Origin of the sequence: Dactylosporangium sp. NPDC051485, assembly GCF_040682015.1 — a bacterium.
In the GTDB taxonomy this organism is placed as follows: Bacteria; Actinomycetota; Actinomycetes; order Mycobacteriales; family Micromonosporaceae; genus Dactylosporangium.
Genome location: NZ_JBFAZW010000003.1, coordinates 81,471 through 99,729 on the forward strand (window position 1 = coordinate 81,471; position 18,259 = coordinate 99,729).

Annotated in this window: 18 protein-coding genes; 4 read left to right on the forward strand and 14 right to left on the reverse strand. The window is 71.2% G+C overall.

Annotation, left to right across the window (positions count from 1 at the left end):
- Nucleotides 1-123 precede the first annotated feature (123 nt).
- From AB0M46_RS02345 to AB0M46_RS02365, 5 genes are all read right to left on the reverse strand, one after another.
- Entirely contained in the window at nucleotides 124-1,923 is a 1,800-nt protein-coding gene (locus tag AB0M46_RS02345) for a discoidin domain-containing protein (RefSeq protein WP_363332415.1), read from the reverse strand.
- Between the two features lie 9 nt (nucleotides 1,924-1,932).
- On the reverse strand, nucleotides 1,933-2,886 hold the full coding sequence (locus AB0M46_RS02350) for a substrate-binding domain-containing protein (protein ID WP_363332416.1): 954 nt from the start codon (nucleotides 2,884-2,886) through the stop codon (nucleotides 1,933-1,935).
- Complete coding sequence (locus AB0M46_RS02355) at nucleotides 2,883-3,845, reverse strand: ABC transporter permease (protein WP_363332417.1); 963 nt, start codon at nucleotides 3,843-3,845, stop codon at nucleotides 2,883-2,885. The genes AB0M46_RS02350 and AB0M46_RS02355 overlap by 4 nt, the downstream gene beginning before the upstream one ends.
- 85 nt (nucleotides 3,846-3,930) lie before the next feature.
- Complete coding sequence (locus AB0M46_RS02360) at nucleotides 3,931-5,388, reverse strand: sugar ABC transporter ATP-binding protein (protein WP_363332418.1); 1,458 nt, start codon at nucleotides 5,386-5,388, stop codon at nucleotides 3,931-3,933.
- The gene (locus AB0M46_RS02365; protein ID WP_363332419.1) at nucleotides 5,388-6,776 is read right to left on the reverse strand and encodes an aldehyde dehydrogenase family protein; all 1,389 of its coding nucleotides are present in this window, start codon (nucleotides 6,774-6,776) and stop codon (nucleotides 5,388-5,390) included. Before AB0M46_RS02365 ends, AB0M46_RS02360 begins: the two co-directional genes overlap by 1 nt.
- Before the next feature lie 433 nt (nucleotides 6,777-7,209).
- Between AB0M46_RS02365 and AB0M46_RS02370 the strand changes: the two genes are divergently transcribed.
- Nucleotides 7,210-7,404, forward strand: coding sequence for a hypothetical protein (locus AB0M46_RS02370; RefSeq protein WP_363332420.1), 195 nt, complete (start codon nucleotides 7,210-7,212; stop codon nucleotides 7,402-7,404).
- A 112-nt stretch (nucleotides 7,405-7,516) separates the two neighbouring features.
- Here AB0M46_RS02370 and AB0M46_RS02375 read toward each other — a convergent pair whose 3' ends face one another.
- Nucleotides 7,517-8,719: an MFS transporter gene (locus tag AB0M46_RS02375; protein ID WP_363332421.1), complete on the reverse strand. Its 1,203-nt coding sequence runs from the start codon at nucleotides 8,717-8,719 to the stop codon at nucleotides 7,517-7,519.
- Nucleotides 8,720-9,317: 598 nt separating this feature from the next.
- Here AB0M46_RS02375 and AB0M46_RS02380 point away from each other — a divergent pair.
- Entirely contained in the window at nucleotides 9,318-10,925 is a 1,608-nt protein-coding gene (locus tag AB0M46_RS02380; protein ID WP_363332423.1) for an ABC-F family ATP-binding cassette domain-containing protein, read from the forward strand.
- Between the two features lie 80 nt (nucleotides 10,926-11,005).
- Here the strand turns inward: AB0M46_RS02380 and AB0M46_RS02385 are convergent, their stop codons facing one another.
- From AB0M46_RS02385 to AB0M46_RS02420, 8 genes are all read right to left on the reverse strand, one after another.
- Entirely contained in the window at nucleotides 11,006-11,896 is an 891-nt protein-coding gene (locus tag AB0M46_RS02385; RefSeq protein ID WP_363332424.1) for a TIGR03619 family F420-dependent LLM class oxidoreductase, read from the reverse strand.
- Between the two features lie 136 nt (nucleotides 11,897-12,032).
- Nucleotides 12,033-12,467 carry a MerR family transcriptional regulator gene (locus AB0M46_RS02390; RefSeq protein ID WP_363332425.1) on the reverse strand — a complete coding sequence of 145 codons (435 nt, stop codon included), beginning with the start codon at nucleotides 12,465-12,467 and terminating at the stop codon, nucleotides 12,033-12,035.
- Between the two features lie 142 nt (nucleotides 12,468-12,609).
- The gene (locus AB0M46_RS02395) at nucleotides 12,610-12,732 is read right to left on the reverse strand and encodes a hypothetical protein (protein WP_363332426.1); all 123 of its coding nucleotides are present in this window, start codon (nucleotides 12,730-12,732) and stop codon (nucleotides 12,610-12,612) included.
- The gene (locus AB0M46_RS02400; RefSeq protein WP_363332428.1) at nucleotides 12,729-12,956 is read right to left on the reverse strand and encodes a heavy-metal-associated domain-containing protein; all 228 of its coding nucleotides are present in this window, start codon (nucleotides 12,954-12,956) and stop codon (nucleotides 12,729-12,731) included. Before AB0M46_RS02400 ends, AB0M46_RS02395 begins: the two co-directional genes overlap by 4 nt.
- A gap of 11 nt (nucleotides 12,957-12,967) precedes the next feature.
- A complete protein-coding gene (locus AB0M46_RS02405) occupies nucleotides 12,968-14,083 on the reverse strand; it encodes a sulfite exporter TauE/SafE family protein (protein ID WP_363332429.1) in 1,116 nt (371 codons plus the stop codon).
- A gap of 103 nt (nucleotides 14,084-14,186) precedes the next feature.
- Nucleotides 14,187-14,618: a hypothetical protein gene (locus AB0M46_RS02410; protein ID WP_363332430.1), complete on the reverse strand. Its 432-nt coding sequence runs from the start codon at nucleotides 14,616-14,618 to the stop codon at nucleotides 14,187-14,189.
- A 43-nt stretch (nucleotides 14,619-14,661) separates the two neighbouring features.
- A complete protein-coding gene (locus tag AB0M46_RS02415) occupies nucleotides 14,662-15,000 on the reverse strand; it encodes a gamma-glutamylcyclotransferase family protein (protein WP_363332431.1) in 339 nt (112 codons plus the stop codon).
- Nucleotides 15,001-15,091: 91 nt separating this feature from the next.
- The gene (locus AB0M46_RS02420) at nucleotides 15,092-15,910 is read right to left on the reverse strand and encodes an MOSC domain-containing protein (RefSeq protein ID WP_363332432.1); all 819 of its coding nucleotides are present in this window, start codon (nucleotides 15,908-15,910) and stop codon (nucleotides 15,092-15,094) included.
- Nucleotides 15,911-15,985: 75 nt separating this feature from the next.
- On the opposite strand from AB0M46_RS02420, the gene AB0M46_RS02425 reads away from it, so the two are divergent.
- Together AB0M46_RS02425 and AB0M46_RS02430 are read left to right on the forward strand one after the other, a co-directional pair.
- A complete protein-coding gene (locus AB0M46_RS02425) occupies nucleotides 15,986-16,708 on the forward strand; it encodes a M24 family metallopeptidase (RefSeq protein WP_363332434.1) in 723 nt (240 codons plus the stop codon).
- A 131-nt stretch (nucleotides 16,709-16,839) separates the two neighbouring features.
- On the forward strand, nucleotides 16,840-18,078 hold the full coding sequence (locus tag AB0M46_RS02430) for a HEAT repeat domain-containing protein (RefSeq protein ID WP_363332435.1): 1,239 nt from the start codon (nucleotides 16,840-16,842) through the stop codon (nucleotides 18,076-18,078).
- Nucleotides 18,079-18,259 lie beyond the last annotated feature (181 nt).

Consider the following 18,259-nt stretch of genomic DNA (forward strand, 5'->3'; position numbering starts at 1 on the left):
GCTCGCGGTAGCGCAACGTAAACGCGTCCGGATTTGGTGCCGCCGCGACCGCGCGCGACCGGCACACAGCGGCGTCCCGCGCCGACGGGGCGGCAGCGGGACGCCGGGTGTCCGCGGGGCGGGCTACGACGCGTAGGCCTCCATTTCGTAGATGCGCGCCGCGGTGTCGGAGTCGCTGGTCGGGGTGATCACGTTCAGCCGGACGTACCGCGTCGCCCGCGGTGTGAAGGTGTGCGTGGTGACGCTGTCGGTGTTGCCCCGCACCGAGGCGACCGTCGTCCAGGTGTTGCCGTCGGTGCTCACCTGGACGTCGAAGTCCTTGGTGTTCCAGCTCGACTTCTCGCCGCCGGCGGCCGCGTGGCGCAGCACCACCTTGCCGACCGTCTGGCTGGTCTGCAGGTCCGCCCGCAGCCACTTGTTCGAGCCGAGCGCGCACCACTTGTCGGCGTTGCCGCCGGTCCAGCTTCCGTTGACCGCCTTCTCCGGGCCCTCGGCGGCGGCGCACTGCCCCGAGGCGGTGGCCGGCTTGTTCAGCGCCAGGTTCGGGTTCGGGTTGGCGGTGTCGGGGACGAACAGCTTGATGTCGGTCAGGCCGGCGTTGCCCTCGTACACGTTGGTGTACAGGTCGCCGATGACGAAGTAGTCCGGGTAGGACGAGCCGGCCGGCCACTGGTTGGGCCACGACGCGCTGCCGTTGGCGTCGTTCTGCGTGAGCGTGCCGTTGAACTGGCCGTTGTACTCCGCGGCGGTGGTGTTGTAGTGCCAGATCGGCACGTTGTTGACGACGAAGTCGCGGTGGAAGCGCAGCGTCTTCTGCCCGGCGCGGGCGAAGTTGCCGCTGGCCTCCAGCGTGTACCCGGTCGCGTCGCGCTCGATGGCGAAGGTGTAGAACTCGTTGGGCATCAGCTCCGGCTGCAGCTCGGCGGCGCTGGAGAGCTGGTTCTCGGCGACGCCGCCGGAGCAGCTGGTCATGAACCACTGGGAGTTGCCGGGCAGGCCGCCGGGGCCGGGGTTCCAGTTCGGCATGCCGTTGATCCACATGTTGACGGTGTTGAAGTTGCCGTCGCGGTAGTTGTAGTAGGTGTTGTTGGCGGAGTTGCAGACGCGCCCGCCGGTGCCGGTGCCGACCCGGTCCGGGTGCTGGGCGAACTGGTCCATGAGCACCTTGCGGTGGTAGTGCCAGAAGTGGTTGTTGCGCGGCGCCGGGTTCGCAAAGTCCACAATGGACAGGAAGTGGAAGCCGTTGTACCCGTACGTGCCCTCGCGCACGCCCTGCCACTGGCAGTACGGCACCGACGCGTCGCCGCTCCAGCCCGGCGACTTCGACCCCTCGCCCCACGGGTGCTGGGTCTTGCAGCCGGTCGCGCTGTAGCCGTTGATCTTCCCGTCGTAGTTGATGCTGCCGTTGCGCTTGCCGCCGAAGTTGAGCGTCTTGAGCTTGTACTCGATGCGGTACTGGTCCGGCAGCCGGTTCGTGGGCCGGAAGATGGCCCCGCCGGTGCTCTCCGGCACGTTGAGCACCGCGACCTGCTCGCTGCCCAGCGGCTGGGTGGTGATCGAGGGCGGCGACTCGATGACGCCGTCCTTGTTGAAGTCCCGCGCCGACAGCGACGCGGTCAGCCAGCCGTCCTGGCCGACCCGGAACTCCTTGCGGTAGGTGGCGAACGAGTTGAGCTGGGTGGTCCAGGCGGGGCCGTAGTCGTTGCGGTACCACTGGCCCGCGTCGTCGGTGATGGTGTCGAAGCCGGTGGCGTACGTGTCGCGCACCCACGGCACCGAGTCGCTGTTGAACGCGGTGGTGAAGTTCTCGGAGTACTGCAGGCGCCAGTTCGGTGCGGCGAGGGCCTGCGGCGCGGCGACCAGCGGGACGGCGACCAGCGACGCGGCCGCGACGGTCACAGCCACGGCGAAATGAAGTCTCATGGCGGTTCCTCAGGAGTTCAGGTACTGCGCGGCGGTTTCCTTGGTGATCTGCGGCGACGGCACGACCGTGTCCTTCTCGACCTTCGCCCCGCCGAGCACGTCGACGGTGCGGTCCAGCGCCAGCTTGCCGATGACGTTGGGGCTGTTGAGGCCGGTGACGACGTAGTTGGTGCCGTCGAGGATCGTCTTGAGCGCCTCGGCCTGGCCGTCGACGCCGGCGAGCACGATCTGGCCGGTCTTGTTCGCCGAGGTGATCGCGCGCTGCGCGCCGAGGCACATCGCGTCGTTCTCGCAGAAGACCGCGACCAGGTCCGAGTGCTTGGCCAGCAGCCCCTCCATGACCGTCAGCCCGCCGTCGGAGCCCCAGTTGCCGAAGTCGGGCGCCTCGACGAGGGTGAACCTGGAGTCCTTGCCCAGCACCGACTTCAGCCCGTTGGTGCGGGCCAGGCCGATGGAGTTGTCGGCCGGTCCGCCCTTGATGATGGCGACCTTGCCGCCGCCGGTGAGCCGCTGGCTGAGATACTGCCCGTCCTGCTTGCCGATCGCCTCGTTGTCCGGGCCGATCCAGCTGGTGTACTCCCCCACCGCGAACTTGCGGTCGACGAGCACGACCGGCTTGCCGGCCGCCTTGATGGCGTTGAGCGCGGCCGGCGCCGACTCCAGCGGGCCGCCGGAGATGATGATCGCGTCGACGTTCTTGCTCAGCAGGTCCTCCACGTTCGCGGCGAGCTTCGCCGCGTCACCGCCGGCGTCGGTGCTGACGGTCCGGACGTTGCCCTTCGTCTTGGCCTGCGCGGCGATGGCGGCGTCCATGCCGCTGAAGTACGGCCCGCTGAGCAGGAAGTTGGCGATCCCGATGGTGTACGTCTTCGCGCCGCCACCGCCGCCGGCGTCGTCGCCCTTGCAGGCGGCGGCCGATAATGCGACGCCGGCGGCCACCAGGCCGATGAGGAGCTTCTTCATGCGCGTCCCTTCGGGGAGCGCGGCCGGTTCGTGCGCTGCACGAGGATGACCGCGATGATGATCAGTCCCTTCAGCACCTGCTGCCAGAAGCTCTGGACCCCGTAGAGGTTCAGCAGGTTGTTGATGAGGACCAGGACGAGCACCCCGCCGAAGGCACCCTTGGCCGAACCCTTGCCGCCGGCCAGGCTCGCGCCGCCGATGACACAGGCCGCGATCGCGTCGAGCTCGAAGGCGACCCCGACGCTGGGTTGGGCGATGCCGACCCGGCTGGTGAGGATGACCCCGGCCAGACCGGCACAGAAACCGCTGATGACGTACGCCAGTACGACGTGCCGGCGAACGTTGATGCCGGCCAGGCGGACCGTCTCGGCGTTGCCGCCGATGGCGATGATCGAGCGCCCGGCCGGTGTGCGGGCCAGGAACAACCCGCCGGCGCCGAAGACGGCCAGCATGACGAGCGTGATCAGCGGGATCGGCCCGAGCTTCGCCGAGCCGAGCCAGAGGAATCCCGGATCGGCCGGCGAGATCGGCACCTCCGAGTACACGAACGCCAGACCGCGGATCGTGGTCAGCGCCGCGAGGGTCACCACGAACGGCGCCAGCGCGAAGCGGGCCACCAGCACCCCGTTGACCGCGCCGAAGCCGATGCCGCTGACGATCCCGACGGCCATCGCCAGCGGGATGGGCAGGTGCGCGGCGAGGCCCGCGGTGACGATGCCGGCGAACGCGACGACCGAGCCCACGGACAGGTCGATGCCGCCGGTGAGGATCACCACGAGCATCCCGAAGGCGAGCAGGCCGGTGGTGACCATCTGCTTGAGCAGGTTGGTGAGGTTGGTCTGGGTCAGGAAGCTCTCGGAGGTGGTCGCGGCGACCGTGACGAGCGCGACGATCAGCAGCGTGAACGCGATCTCGACGGTGATGTCGCGGCCCCGCACCCGCACAGCAAGAGTGCTCATGCGCCCTCCTCGCTTCGCTCGTCGGTTGCATGACCTTCTCGCTGAGCCTGCTGATGACCGGCCCCTCCGCTTCGCTCCGGACCGGTCATGCGATCGCCCTTTCCAGTACCTGGTCCTCGGTGGTGCCCTCGGAGCGCAGCTCGCCGACGAGCCGGCCGGCGTTCATCACCAGCACCCGGTCGGTCGCGCCGAGCACCTCGGTGAGGTCGGAGGAGATGAGCAGCACGGCGAGCCCGCCGCGGGCGAGGTCGTCGACCATGCGGTAGATGTCCACGCGGGTCGCCATGTCGACGCCGCGGGTCGGCTCGTCGAGGATGAGCACCCGCGGGCCCGTCAGCAGCCACTTGGCGAGCACGACCTTCTGCTGGTTGCCGCCGCTGAGCCGGACCGCGGGCAGTCCCGCGCAGTGCGGCGGCCGGATGCCCAGCCGCTCGATCATGCCGTCGGCGTCGCGCCGCTGCCGGGCCACGTCGATCAGCGGGCCCCGGCGCACGGTGCGCCAGGTGGTCAGCCCGATGTTGTCCCGCACGCTCATGCCCAGCACCAGGCCGCTGCCGGCGCGGTCCTCGGTGACGAACGCGACCCCCGCGCGGATCGCCTGCGCCGGGCCGGCGAAGCCGCCGCCGCCCGCCGCGACCGGCGCCGCGCCGAACAGGCAGGCGGCGAGCTCGCTGCGGCCCGACCCGACGAGCCCGAACAGCCCGACGATCTCGCCGGCCCGCAGCTCGAACGACACGTCGGTGAACTCGCCGGGCCGGCTCAGGCCCGTGACGCGCAGCCGCGGCTCGCCGGGCGCGTCCCGGCGCGGCGGATAGATCCGCTCGAGCTGCCGGCCGGCCATGAGCCGTACGAGCTCGGTCTCGCTGGTGCGGCCCGGCTCCGTGGTGGCCACGACCTGGCCGTCCTTGAGCACCACGATCCGGTCGGCGAGGTCGAGCACCTCGGCCAGCCGGTGCGAGACGTACACGACCAGCACGCCGCGCTCCCGCAGCTGCCGGACAAGGGCGAACAGGGCCTCGAGGTCGCTGCCGGCCAGCACCGCCGACGGCTCGTCGAGGATGAGCACCCGCGGCTCGCTGACCAGCGCCTTGGCGATCTCGACCATCTGCTGGCGGGCGACGGGCAGCCGCCCCGCCCGGGTCCGCGGGTCGATCATCCCGAACCCGGCCCGCTGCAGCAGCTCGCTCGCCCGGCGGTGGGCGGCCGGCCAGTCGATCAGCCCGTACCGCCGGGGAAAGCTGCCCATCAGCAAGTTCTCGGTGACGCTGAGCTCCGGCACGAGCGACAGCTCCTGGTACACCGTGCGAATCCCGTGTGCGTGGGCGTCGTGCGGCGTGCGCAGCTCCACCCGCTCCCCGTCGATGTGGATCTCGCCGCCGCTCATCTGCAGCGCGCCGGAGAGGATCCGGATCAGGGTGGACTTGCCGGCACCGTTGGCCCCGACGATCGCCAGCACCTCCCCCGGCCGCGCGGCGAAGTCGACGCCGTGCAGCACCTCGACGCCGGCGAAGTCCTTGCGCACCTCCCGCAGCGCCAGGGTCATCAGAATGCGTCCATCACGACGATGGTCTTCTGCTTGGTGAAGTCCAGGGCCGTGTCGTGGATGCCCTCGCGGTACCCGCCGGTGTCCTTGGTGCCGCCGAAGGGCAGGTTCTCCGCGCGCAGGGCGGTGGAGCCGTTGACGACGACCCCGCCGACGTCGAGGGCCTTGGCGATGCCGAGGGCCCGGGAGATGTCGCGGGTGAACACCGCCGCCTGCAGCCCGTACGGCGACTCGTTCGCCATCCGCACCGCCTCCTGCGGCTCGTCGAAGCGGGCGACCGGGGCCACCGGCCCGAAGATCTCCTCGGCGAAGGCGGGGCTGGCCGCCGGCACGTCGACGAGCACCGCCGGGTCGACGAAGGCGCCGTTGCGGGTCCCGCCGGCCACCAGCCGCGCGCCGTCGCCGACCAGCGTCCGGACCGCGTCCGCGACGCGCTCGGCCGCGGCCTCGGCGATCAGCGGGCCGACGTCGGTCGACTCGAGCAGCTGGTCGCCGACGGTCAGCTTCGCCGTCTGCGCAAGCAGCGCGTCGACGAAGGCGTCGTGGAGCGGGCGCTGGACGTACACCCGCTTCACCGCGCAGCAGATCTGCCCGTTGCCGCGGGCCAGCCGGCCCAGCACCACGGCCCGGGCGGCCGCTTCCGGGTCGGCGTCGGCGCAGACGATCAGCGCGTCGTTGCCGCCGAGCTCCAGGTACACCTTCTTCAGCGTCGTCGCGGCCCGCCGGGCGATCTCCCGGCCCGCCGCGGTACTGCCGGTGAGGCTGACCGCCGCGATCCCCGGGTGCTCGGCCAGCTGCTGGGACACGGCCGCCCCGCCGACGACGACCTGGTGCGCCCGCGACGGGGCGCCGGCCCGCTCGACCAGCTCGGCGACGCGCAGCACGGCCAGCGGGCAGCGCGCGGGCGGCTGGACCACGACCGCGTTTCCGGCGGCGAGCGCGGCGGCGGCCTTGTGCGCGTACAGCTCGACGGGGTAGTTGAACGGCACGAGCGCGGCGACGACGCCGAGCGGCTCCCGCATGGTCACGGCCAGGTGCCGCTCCAGCCCCGGTACCGCGTCCAGGGGGATCTGCCGGCCGAAGAGCCGGGTCGCCTCGCCCGCGTAGCCGCGGAAGATGCGCACGGCCGCCTCGACCTCGCCCCGGGTCTGCTGGACCGGCTTGCCGTTCTCGGCCGCCAGCAGCCGGGCCAGGTCCTCACGCTCGGCCTCGATGAGGTCGGCGACCCGGCGCAGCAGCGCCTCCCGCTCGTGCGCGGGCAGCGCCGCCATCGCCCGCTGCGCCTCGCCGGCGGCGGCGACGATCGCGGCGACCTGCCCGGCGTCGTGCTCCGGTACCTCACCCAGCGTCTCACCAGTGCCGGGATTGCGCACGGTGACAACGGGCATGCTGAAGCCCCCTCTTTCGGCGGTGTGCGTGCGGGCGCGCCAATTCGCTGCACGAAATGGTTCTGGCGGTCCGCCGGCGCCGTCCGGCGAGGTGGTACGGCCGAGGCCGTTACATCGGCTACCATCAATGGCAGCGCGCGGTTACCGATCAGCGAAAAAGTACCGATCAGCGGAACGTGAGGGTTGCCATTAATCTACCCGGCGCACCGGGGAGCAAGTCAAGACCCTCGATAGTCGAGGGGATCGTTCAGCGCGCGAGGCTCCTGCCCGGGGCTCACGCCTTCCCGGTCACCCGCCGGCCGCGCAGCGCTTCGCCCGCCTCGTCGAAGCGCTCCCACGTACCCTGCGTACCGGCGAGCGGTCGGGTTGCCAGGACGGATGATTGTGCCGGCGTGCGGCGCAAACAGGCCGCGACCGGCGGGACGATGACGGCATGGAGGAATATCGGGAGATCGTGTCGGACGTCGTCACAACCGCTGGCGGAGCGCAGGCCTGGATCGAGATGAACCTCTCCGGGTACCTCACCAAGCGGTGCACCGGATGCGACCTCGACGAGGACGTGCCGGCGCTGGCACCCGCGCTGCAATGGCTGACCGACCACGCTGCGACCTGCACCGCCCACCATTAGCCGGCCACGCGGATAGCTGCTACCTGTCGGGTCCAGGGTTGACCACCATCACCGCCGCGACGTACCCGGGCGCGCAGCGGACATGAGGGCACTGCAGCGGTGCCTCGAACCGCTACGTGGGTTCACGCAATGGTTGGTTGCGCACGCTGCTGCCGCGACTGCGGCCGGCGACCCGCAGCGGCTCGACGAGCAGGAGGCCGAGGGCCACCATGGTCAGTGCGGCACCGGCCAGGAAGGTGCTGCGCGCGCCCATCGCGGCCAGCAGGATGCCGCCGAGCAGGGCACCGGCCGCCACGCCGACGTTGAACGCGCCCGAGTTCGCCGCGAAGCCGATCTCGGTGCGGCCCGGGGCGACGTGCAGGATCCGGGCCTGGGTGGCCATGAAGATGGGGCCCGAGGCGGCACCGAGCACGGCCAGCGAGCCGATGACGACGACCTTGTTGTCGGAGTACATGGAGAGCGTCAGCATGGCGGTCCCCTGGATGCTGACCGCGGTGAGCAGGGCGCCCCGGGGCCACCGGTCGAGCAGCTGCCCGAACACGGTCACGCCCAGCAGCCCGGCCAGGCCGTAGACGAACAGCAGCACGCCGATCAGCCGCTGCGCCAGGCCCGTTGTCCCGGTCAGGAACTCGACCACGTACGTGAAGCCGGTGAACAGGCCGGTCATCGTCAGCACCGTGGTGGCCAGCACGACCGCAAACTGCCACCGGTTGGGCGCCGATCCGAACGCCGCGTGGCTCTCCTCCGGCCGCGACGTGGGCAGCAGCACGGCGACCAGAGCGGCGGCCGCCAGCGCCCCGATGCCGATCACCACGAACGGCGCCCGCCAGCCGCTGTGCTGCCCCAGCCAGGTTCCGGCGGGCACGCCGAGGAGGATGGCCAGCGACCCGCACGCCGAAAGCACCCCGAGCACCCGTCCGCGGACCGCCGGTGAGAACTGGCCTACGGCGGTCGCACCCATGACGGCCCAGAACAGCGCCTGGGCGAGGGCCACGACGATGCGCGACCCGAGCACGATGGCGTAGGAGGACGCGAGCACCGACACCAGGCTCGCCGCGGCCAGCAGGCCGAGCACGCCGGCGAGCACATGCCGCCGCGGCAGGTGCCGGGTCCAGTGCGCCAGCGGCAGCGACACTACGGCGACGACCAGGCCATATCCGCTGACGAGCAGGCCGACCGCCGGCAGGGAGACGTGCAGATCCCCGGCCATCAGTTGCAGCAGGCCGATCGGCAGGCTCTCGGTCGTGTTGAACATGAAGGCGGACAGGGCGACGGCGGCGAGCACGCTCACGCGCCGCCCCAGGCTGATCGACATCCGTCGGCGGCTCCCTTCCGATCACGACGTCCGCCATCCGGGAAACAACCCGGCCGCAAAGCACGCGAAATGCGAGTCCCGACGGGCGGAAACAATGTCCCCAATAAATGGATTCTGTTAATGTACTGTCCTCGCCGCCGGGCGCACTCGGGCGGAGGACTCACGGGCTGATAGGATGGGCCGCATGGAGATCGAGGTCGACAGAATCTAGCCACCGGACTGCCGGTGGCTTTCACTCGTGTGGGCGGCGCCCACACCGGTGCATGCCCGTCTCCTAACGCAGCAGCGTGCTTCCGCCTGTCGCAGGCGTGCACAGCCCTGCGGGGATCTCGCCGGCACGTTCGCACCGCACCGACCTCGGTCCAGAGTGCGTGTCTGCGAACCCGCGACTTCGGCCCCCCTGCCGGACCCACCTATCACCCGTTACCCGGGCATCGGCCCCACACCGCCGATGGATGGTGCTCCGGTAGCCCGGATCGAATCTCTCGCCGCATCGCCTCACAGCCCGTGGCCGGTTGTCCCGCCAGCTCCGCTGGCATCCACAGCCACTGTCAGGCCCGTCGGCAGCTGACGGGAAGAAGGAAGAGAAACACCGCCAATGTCTATGAAGTCCGCCATCACACTGCGCGACCTGACCTTTGATTGGCCAGACGGCACCGTTGCGCTCTCGGGGGTCAACGGCACGTTCAACACGGGCCGCACCGGCCTGATCGGACGCAACGGCGCGGGAAAGTCGACACTGCTGCGGCTGATCGCCGGCATCCTGCGGCCGACCGCCGGGCAGATCGATGCCATCGGCGAGGTCGGCTACCTGCCGCAGATGCTGACGCTCCGGCACGAGACGACGATCGCCGAACTCCTCGGGATCGACGGCGTCCTCGCCGCGATCCGGGCCGTCGAGTCCGGCGACGTCGACGAGCGCCACTTCACCACCATCGGCGATGACTGGGACATCGAGTCCCGCGCCGATGAGGCGCTCCACCAGATCGGATTCGCCGCCGCCGACCTGGACCGTCGCGTGGCCGAGGTCTCCGGCGGGGAGGCGATGCTCATCGCTATCACGGGGCTGCGGATCCGCCGTACTCCGATCACCCTCCTCGACGAGCCCACCAACAACCTCGACCGGCCCACGCGGGCCAAGCTCGCCGAGTTCGTCGACCAGTGGCCGGGGACGCTCGTGGTGGTCACCCACGACCTCGCGCTGCTGGAGCACATGGATGACACCACCGAGCTCTACAGCGGCACGCTCAACACCTTCGGCGGCCCCTACAGCGCATGGAAGGAGTACCAGGAGCAGGAGCAAGCGGCGGCGGTCCAGGCTGCGCGGTCGGCTCAGCAGGCGCTCAAGGTCGAGAAGCGGCAGCGCGTCGAGGCCGAGACGAAGCTGGCGCGCAGGGAGCGCACCGCGAAGAAGACCCAGAAGGACGGTGGCATCCCGAAGATCCTCGCGGGCAACCGCGCCAGCAAGGCTCAGGCCTCGGCGGGCTCGCTGCGCTCCACGCTCGACGACAAGGTCCAGGCGGCCCAGGCCGCCGTCGACGCCGCGGATGCCCGCGTCCGCGAAGAGGAACACATCCATCTCGTACTGCCCGATCCCGACGTCCCCCGCGGGCGCCGCCTTGCGGAGCTCCAGGACCAGGACCGCACCTTCGTGATCCAAGGGCCGGAGCGGGTCGCCCTCGTCGGACCCAACGGCACCGGAAAGTCGACCCTGATCGAACAGCTCGTACGCGGCACGGCTCCCACGCCCGACCGGCCGCACGGGCGTCTCGTGACAGCGCTCGTCGGATACCTCCCGCAGCGCCTCGACGGGCTCGACGACGACGCCAGCGCGATGGCGAACGTGCAGGCGGTGGCGCCGGGGACAGCGGCGGGCACGATTCGCAACCAGCTCGCCCGCCTGCTCCTGCGTGGCGACAGCGTCGATCGTCCGGTCAGCAGCCTCTCCGGCGGCGAGCGGTTCCGCGTCTGCCTCGCCCGGCTCCTCCTGGCGGAGCCGCCGGCTCAGCTGCTGGTGCTGGACGAGCCCACGAACAATCTCGACATCGCCAGCGTCGAACAACTCGCGGAAGCCCTCGACGCGTACCGCGGCGCCCTCCTCATCGTCAGCCACGACGTCGCATTCCTCGAACGGATCGGCGTCGACACCGTCATCGAACTCGACAGGGACGGGCGGATGCAGCAACGCCGTGACCTGACCATGTGACGGTCGTGACGGCGCGACAAGCGGGCGGGTCACGGTTCGGCCGGCCCGCCCGCTCCTTCGCGCACGAACACCCCGTTGGCTTACAACTCGGCGACTCGCGGCAGGACGTCCGAGGCGAACCATTCGAGTGCCTCGGTCACCCGATGAGCGTCGATCGGCATCCACAGCGAACACATCGTGACGCCGGCCTTGCCGAGCAGGCTGAGGTCGTCGACGATCGCCGCCGTACTGGCTCCGTCGCCGCCGAGTAGCCGGCCGGGCACGGGACGCACCGCGGGCAACCCGGGCGGCACCAGGAACGCCACCGTGCTGATCTCCACCGTCGACGGATCCCGGCCCGCCTCGGCGGCCAGCTCGTCGATGCGCGCACGGAAGGACCGCGCCTGGTCATGGCTGATGCCGGAGCCGTGCCAGCCCGCCCCGAACCGCACCGCACGCCGGATCGACGCGTCGCTGTGCCCGCCGACCCAGATCGGCGGGCCGCCCGGCGACGCCGGCCGGACCCCGCCGACCGCCTCGCGCAGCACCCCGAACCGTTCCGGAAGCTGTGCCGTCGTCCCCGACCAGATCGCCTGCATGACCTCGAGGCTGTCGTCGGTGCGCCGGCCCCGCTGCCGGACCGGCACGTCCAGCGCCGCGAACTCCTGCGGATTCCACCCCGTGCCCACGCCCAGCGTCAGCCGGCCGCCGGACAGCATGTCCAGCGAGGCGACCTGGTTGGCCAGCACCACGGGGTGGTAATACGGCAGCACGAGCACGCTCGTGGCCAGGCCGATGCGCGAGGTCGCCCCCGCCACCGCCGAGAGCAGCACGAGCGGATCCACTGCCGCACCGTGCTCGCTGTACAACACGTGGCTCGACATCAGCACGTAGTGCAGGCCGATCCGCTCCGCGTCCCGCGCGGCCTGCACCATCGCCGCGCCGGGCTCCTCGGGCCACAGCGGCGGCTCGAGGGAAAATCCAAACTTCACGCTGGTCTCCAGACAACGTCGGGACTGTCTCGGCAACTGCTGGTGGCGGCCCGGGTTCAGGCCACGACCGTGCGAGCCCGATGACAACGGCGCCGAGCACGCACGCCGTCGCCGGGCCTGACTGGATGAGCGGCGCTCAGGTGCGCGGCGCCGCGGCGTATCGGGGCACGTCGTGGCTGCCGTCGAGCTCCATCGCCGTCTCGGTCTGCGCGAGTTGCCCGGCCAGCCGCTCTCGCAGGTCCTGCAGCGCGGCGATCCGCCGGTCGAGCGATGCCAGCCGATCACCCGCGACCCTGAGCGCGTCCGGGCACATCGGCAGCGTGCTCAACGGCCGGTCGAGGCAGCCCTTCTCCAGGGAGAGCCGGATGTCCTCGACCGTGAGGCCGGACTCCAGCAACTCCCGGATGTTGCGCACCCTGACGGCCGTCACGTCGTCATACTCGCGGTAACCGTTTGCCGCGCGGCTGGGGGCGATCAGGCCCTGCTGCTCGTAATAGCGCAGCGAGCGCGCGCTGACCCCGCAGCGATCGGACAGCTCTCCGATCCGCACTCCGATCATCCCTTCACGCATAGAGAGAACCTAGAACCTTGACACTAGTGTCAGGGTCAAAGGCCGCCCGGCTTCCGTCACATGCAGGAGGCCATCATCGTGGCCCAGTGCAGGTGATCGGCGCCGGCAAGGACGACAAGCACCAGGGCGGCGACGCTCGGTATCACGTGAGGTTGGGAACGTAGGCCAGCACGTAGACGAACCAGGCGGCGGGCAGCACCAGCAGCCATAGCGGGCGGTAACGCACCCGGCCGGAGCGGCGCCGCAGTACGGACGCGGCGTTCATAGCTGCTCCCACCGTGCAGTGTAGTTGCCGGCCTGTCCGATCGCCGCGATCACCTGTTCGGGGGTGACCCTGGCCGGGTCGAGGGTGACGGTGGTACGGCCGGTGCGCGCGTTGGTGGCCGACGCGCTGACGCCGGGGACGTCTTCGAGGGTGTCGTCGATGAGCAGGCCGCAGCTGCCGCAGTGCATGCCCTCGACCTGGAGCGTGATGGTGGTCGTGTTCACGGAGTTGCCTTTCAGACGATGGTGAGGGCCCCGGTGTACATGCCCATGCCGCAGCTGTAGTGCAGCCGGCCAGGGGTAAGGGTGCCCAGGTCGATGCTGGTGTCGCCGCGCACGGGCAGGATGTACTGCCGGTCGCGGATGATGAAGGAACGTACGCAGCCCTCGGCGCCGGCGGCACGGACGATGAGCGTGGTGGGGATCCCGGCGGCGATCTGCAGGTTCGCCGGACGGTAGGAGCCGGTGCGGGCCGTGACGATGACGGTCTGCCGTCCGCCGTCGGTGGCGACGGGTGGGGCGTCTTGCGGGGCGAAGGTGGTGACCGGTGCTGGGCCGAGCCCGGCGGCCTCGGCGACACGGCTGGCCGCGAGGGGTGAGCCGGCCAGCTCGAGCCCGCCGTTGAGGGTGTACGCGCCGACGGCGACGACGACGAGACCCGTCGCGGTGGCGAGCCGGCCTCGCCAGGCGGTGGCGGCCTTGCGGACGGCGTAGCCGAGCACGGTGAACAGCGGCGCGGTGCCGGCCACGAACACCGCCATGGTGGCCGCGCCCGCCCAGGGTGAGCCGGAGGTGAGTGCCAGGGCCTGCACGGACAGCGTGACCCCACATGGGATCAGCACGGAGGCCAGGCCGAGCACCGCCGGGGCGAACACGGACTGCGAGCGAGCCCGGCCACGCACGAGCCGACCCCACGAGGCCGGTGGGGTGACCGTGATGCCACGGAAGCCGCGCACCCCCAGCTGGGCCAGGCCGAACACCACAATCAGGACGCCGGCGACGATCTGCGCCGCAGTACGCAGCCCGACCGACAGTTGTACCGCGGCGCCCACGGCGCCGAGCGCCGCGCCGAGCAGGGTGTGGGAGACAAGCTTGCCGGCCAGGAACCCGCCGACCGGCACGAGGTCGTCGACCAGACGCCTGCGCACCGAGCCCGGAGCGGCGTCCGCATTGGCAGGACCGGCCGGCGTTCGGCCGGCCGTGCTCGTGGTCGAGGCCGGCACGCCGGGTGTGCCGGGTGCGGGAGCCGGGCGTTGCCGGGCCACGAGACCCGCGAGCAGGCCGCCTTGCACAGCGGCACAGGACACACCACCGGCAAACAGCCCGGTGGCCAGGACAGCGGCGAGATTCACCAACACAGCGCCTTTCGCGAAGCGGAAACCCATCGAAAACCCGGCGGTGGACCGGATGACGAGACACCCCCGAGCAAGATCACTTCGGAGGTGCGGGTCTCCCCTACAGACGCAACTGGCTGAGTTCGTGCAAGGACGCCGCATGCAGCAGCAGCGGCACACCGGCGTACGGCACGGCCGCGATCGGCACCGGGTATCCGCCGGCGTCGGCAGCCGCTGGCGCAGCCACGACAAGGTGGGCGCCGGCGGTCGGCACCGGCTGACAGGCCTGCACATGGCTGGACGGTGCACCCGCCGCGAGCATCGGGCACGGGATGACCGGCGCCGGTACGCCGTCGGCCAGCTGCCCTGCGGAGGGGTGCGGCGCATCCATGCTGGCCGCCATGCCACCCGGCCGGGTGACCGGCATGCCGTCGCAGGCGGGGGCCACGGTGAGCGCCAGCGCCGCGAGGATCGCCGCGAAGATGGCCAGCGGCAACACCGGACGCCGCAGCCATCCGACTGCGGCCGCAGCGCCGATGGCCAGGCGTGTCACGGCGCACAGCATACGCGGCCCGGTCCGCGGCGGAACCCGGCGCTCAGGCGGTGGCGCTCACGTACACCCACGCCTGCACACCGGACGCGAGGGGCACCAGGACGCGGTGGTAGTCGTCGACCTCGTACCCGTCGGCGGCGGTCAGGTCGTCCTCGGTCACGTCGAACACCACGCCAGAGACGTGGTCGGTGTCATCGCCGGTCGCCACGACAATCGGGTGGTGGGTCTCGCCGCTGAGGGCGACGACGTCCGGGTCGGTGATCTCCAGCAGCCGCGTCGCGTACCCGGGCAGCGCGTCGTCGCGGCCGTCGAGCTCCCGGCCGAAGTTGGCCCGCTGCACCGCCGGGTCCCGCAGCGTGCCGTACGAGAAGAGCAGAGGCATGGAGGTGATCCTGCCGGTGCATCGGATCCGGCCGGCACGCCACCGGGGCCGCATCTCGACCTATAGGATCGACGTAGGGCGATACGGAAGGTCAGGCCGTCACCGTCACGCGGTCGCCGACCCGTAGGTGCCCGCCTTGCCGGACCATGCCGTAGGCACCGACGCAGGTGAGCACGCCGAGGTCGAGCACCGGGACGCGGTTGACCCGGGCGGCGGTGCGCAGCACATCCGGGTCCTCGGGCAGGCCGTTGCCCTGCGCGAGGGTCGGCACCGCGCATCGCGGGGTGGGCGCGACGACGTGGACGGCCGCCTGGACTCCGAGGATCAGGCTCCGGCCGGGCCAGGTGTTCTCGGCGAACGGCACATCGTCGTGCATGCGCACCACGATGTTCGGCCGGAAGCGCCGTGCGTCGATCGCGTGCCGGGGATGTGCACGGGCGAGCGCGTCGAGCGTCGCCGTGGTCAGCACGTGCACGGCGGCGAAGTCCACGAACGTGTCGCCCGGCGTACCGGCCGCCAGCGAGCCATGGGTCATCGCCCCCGGCGAGGGTTCCGTAGCGGGCGTCAGCCGTTCGAGGGTCGCGCCCTCGGGGCGGGTCGCAGCCAGCCGTACGGGGCGTCCGACGGCCCGGGACAGCAGCCGGTCGGCCGCCGGGTCGTCGTGGCGGACGACCGTGCCGTCGGCGAGGGTGATCGCGACCTGCCCGTCGGCGTCGTACCGCGCGTTCATGCTCAGCAACCCGCGCCATTTGCGCGGGTTCTTCGCGCTGGCGACGAGACCGGTCTGCTCGTCGATCAGCGCGTACCGCCGGTCACCGTCGATACCCGTCTCGGCGAGGACGGCGTCGCCCAGATCTTCGCCGAGCATCGACTTGACCGGATAGCGGCCGATCCAGACGATCTCCCCCACCGTTGGCCTCCAAGAGATCCGCGTCACGGACAACCGTAGCCGGTGCAGCGAGCCATCGAGCGGTACGGTCGTGGGATGAACGGTGCAGAGGTCGTCGTTGGATCGGAATCGGAGCGGGCGGCCCGGCTGCTGGCCGCCGAGGTCAACGCGATGGAGCTGTTCGCCGAGGTCGAGCGCCGCGGGCTGATCGCGGCGGGCCGCCGTGACCGGGAGATCAGCGATACGATCCGCGACCTGGCGCACGACATGTTCGGGGTGCAGCGGTACTGGCACAAGCGCATCGTCAGGTCCGGCCCGAACACGCTGCAGCCGTACCGGGAGAACCCGCCGGACCGGGTCATCGACGCCGATGACATCGTGTTCTGCGACTTCGGGCCGATCTTCGACGGCTGGGAGGCCGACTTCGGCCGCACGTTCGTCCTCGGCGACGACCCCGTCAAGCACCGCCTCAACGCCGACCTGGCCACGATCTTCGCCGCCGGTCAGCGGTACTTCCTGGACCGGCCCGACATCACCGGCGACCAGCTGTTCACGCACATGCTGCGGCTCATCGCCGACGCCGGCTGGGAGCTCGGCATCACGCACACCGGACACCTGCTCGGCGAGTTCCCGCACGAGCGCATCGACGGCGACAAGGTGACCTACTACATCACCGCCGGCAGCGATCAGCCGCTGCGCCGGACCGACTCCACCGGCCGCGCGTGCCACTGGATCCTGGAGCTGCACCTCGTCGACCGTGCCCGCGGCTTCGGCGGCTTCTACGAGCAGCTCCTGGACCTTCAGCACGAGCCACGCTGACCCCGGGATGCCGAGTGCCACCGCGACCGGGCGCTCGCCACGCCGGACAGCCGGCAAAATACGAGGCGTCGCCTTGGTGTCCCTGGCTATCCTGCGCAGGCGGAGGCAGCCGCTGCGGGACGGGTAGCACGATGCGATGGAAACACGACGGTGTGCAGCGCTGGAACGCCGAGCGCCTGATCGTCGGCGTCGAGGAGGTCCTGCGCTGCTGGGACCAGGACCCGGCGCGGGCAGCCGCAAGGCTCAGCGGCCTGCTGCGCGGGGCCACTCCGCGCGCCGTCGTCGTCCTGGAGGGTGCGTACCGCGGCCGTCGCCGCTCGCTCGCCACGACGCTCGGAGCCGGCGTCAGCACGCTGGGCGAGGACTACGGCCGGCATGCCCCCGCGGTCGCGGCGCTGCTGACCTTCGACCGGTCCGGATACCTGCGTGAGGCCGGTGTCCGGTGGCTGGCCACCAGCGGCGAGCTGTTCACCCTGCCGTTCCTGCTGCTGCGCCTCAACGACCCGGTCGACCCCGTCCGCCGGCAGGCCACCGCCGCGGTGCACACCCGGCTCACGGTTGTCCACGGCGCCTCGCTCGTGCAACTCCTCCCGCTGATCGAGGGCCTCGGCGCGCGCCGCCGCGCCGGCCCGGTCGTGCGCACCATCGGCGAGTTGCTCATCGACGGCGACCCGGCCGGCCGGGCCGCCCTGTGGGCCGGCGCCCGCGGCGATGACACCGAGGTAGCCGCGAGCTGCCTGCGCATGCTCGCCACCGTCGAGCCGGCCGCCTGCGTCGAGCAGGCCGTCGCCACCGGCGACCCGGCCCTGCGGCACTGGGCCACCGGCGTGGCCACCGCGCGCGGCCTCGACCCGGCCGTCCAACGCCGGCTGCTGCCGCTGCTCGAATCCGACCCCAACCCCCGGATCCGGGGCAAGGCGCTGCGGGCCCGCACCCACCACCCCGACAGCGAACCGCACCTTCGCCGCGCCCTGCTCGACCCCGACGCACGGGTGCGCTACCTGGCCCGCACCAGCCTGCGCGCCCTCGGCCACACCAGCTCCGCCGCGCTCTACCGCGCGACACTCACCAACGCCGACGCCACCCGGGACGCCATCATCGGTGCGCTCGCCGGCCTGGCCGACATGGGCACCCGCGCGGATGCCACCCAACTCGTCGCCTTCCTCGACCATCCGAACGCGCGAATCCGCGGCGAGGCATGGCGCGCCCTCGGCACCCTCGACCCGGACACCTTCACCGCACGCACCGACCAACTTCGCGCCGACCCCAGCGGCAAGGTCCGCCGCCACCTCCCCACCGGACGGTGCGGCCGCAACACCGACGGCCACCAGACCGCAGTCTCCACGAAACGAATTCGACGGGTGAACTGACCTTCTCCTCCGAACCTCACCTTCAGCGCCCGCGCATCACGGCATCACGGCGTCGATCCGGCCGGTTACGATCTGGGCGAACAATCGCCGCATCGCCGACCTTATGTCGCTGTCGCGTGCCCGTCCCGCCGGGACGCTGTGTCGTCTGTTGTCACACCCTGACCGCTCGGCGGAATTGCGC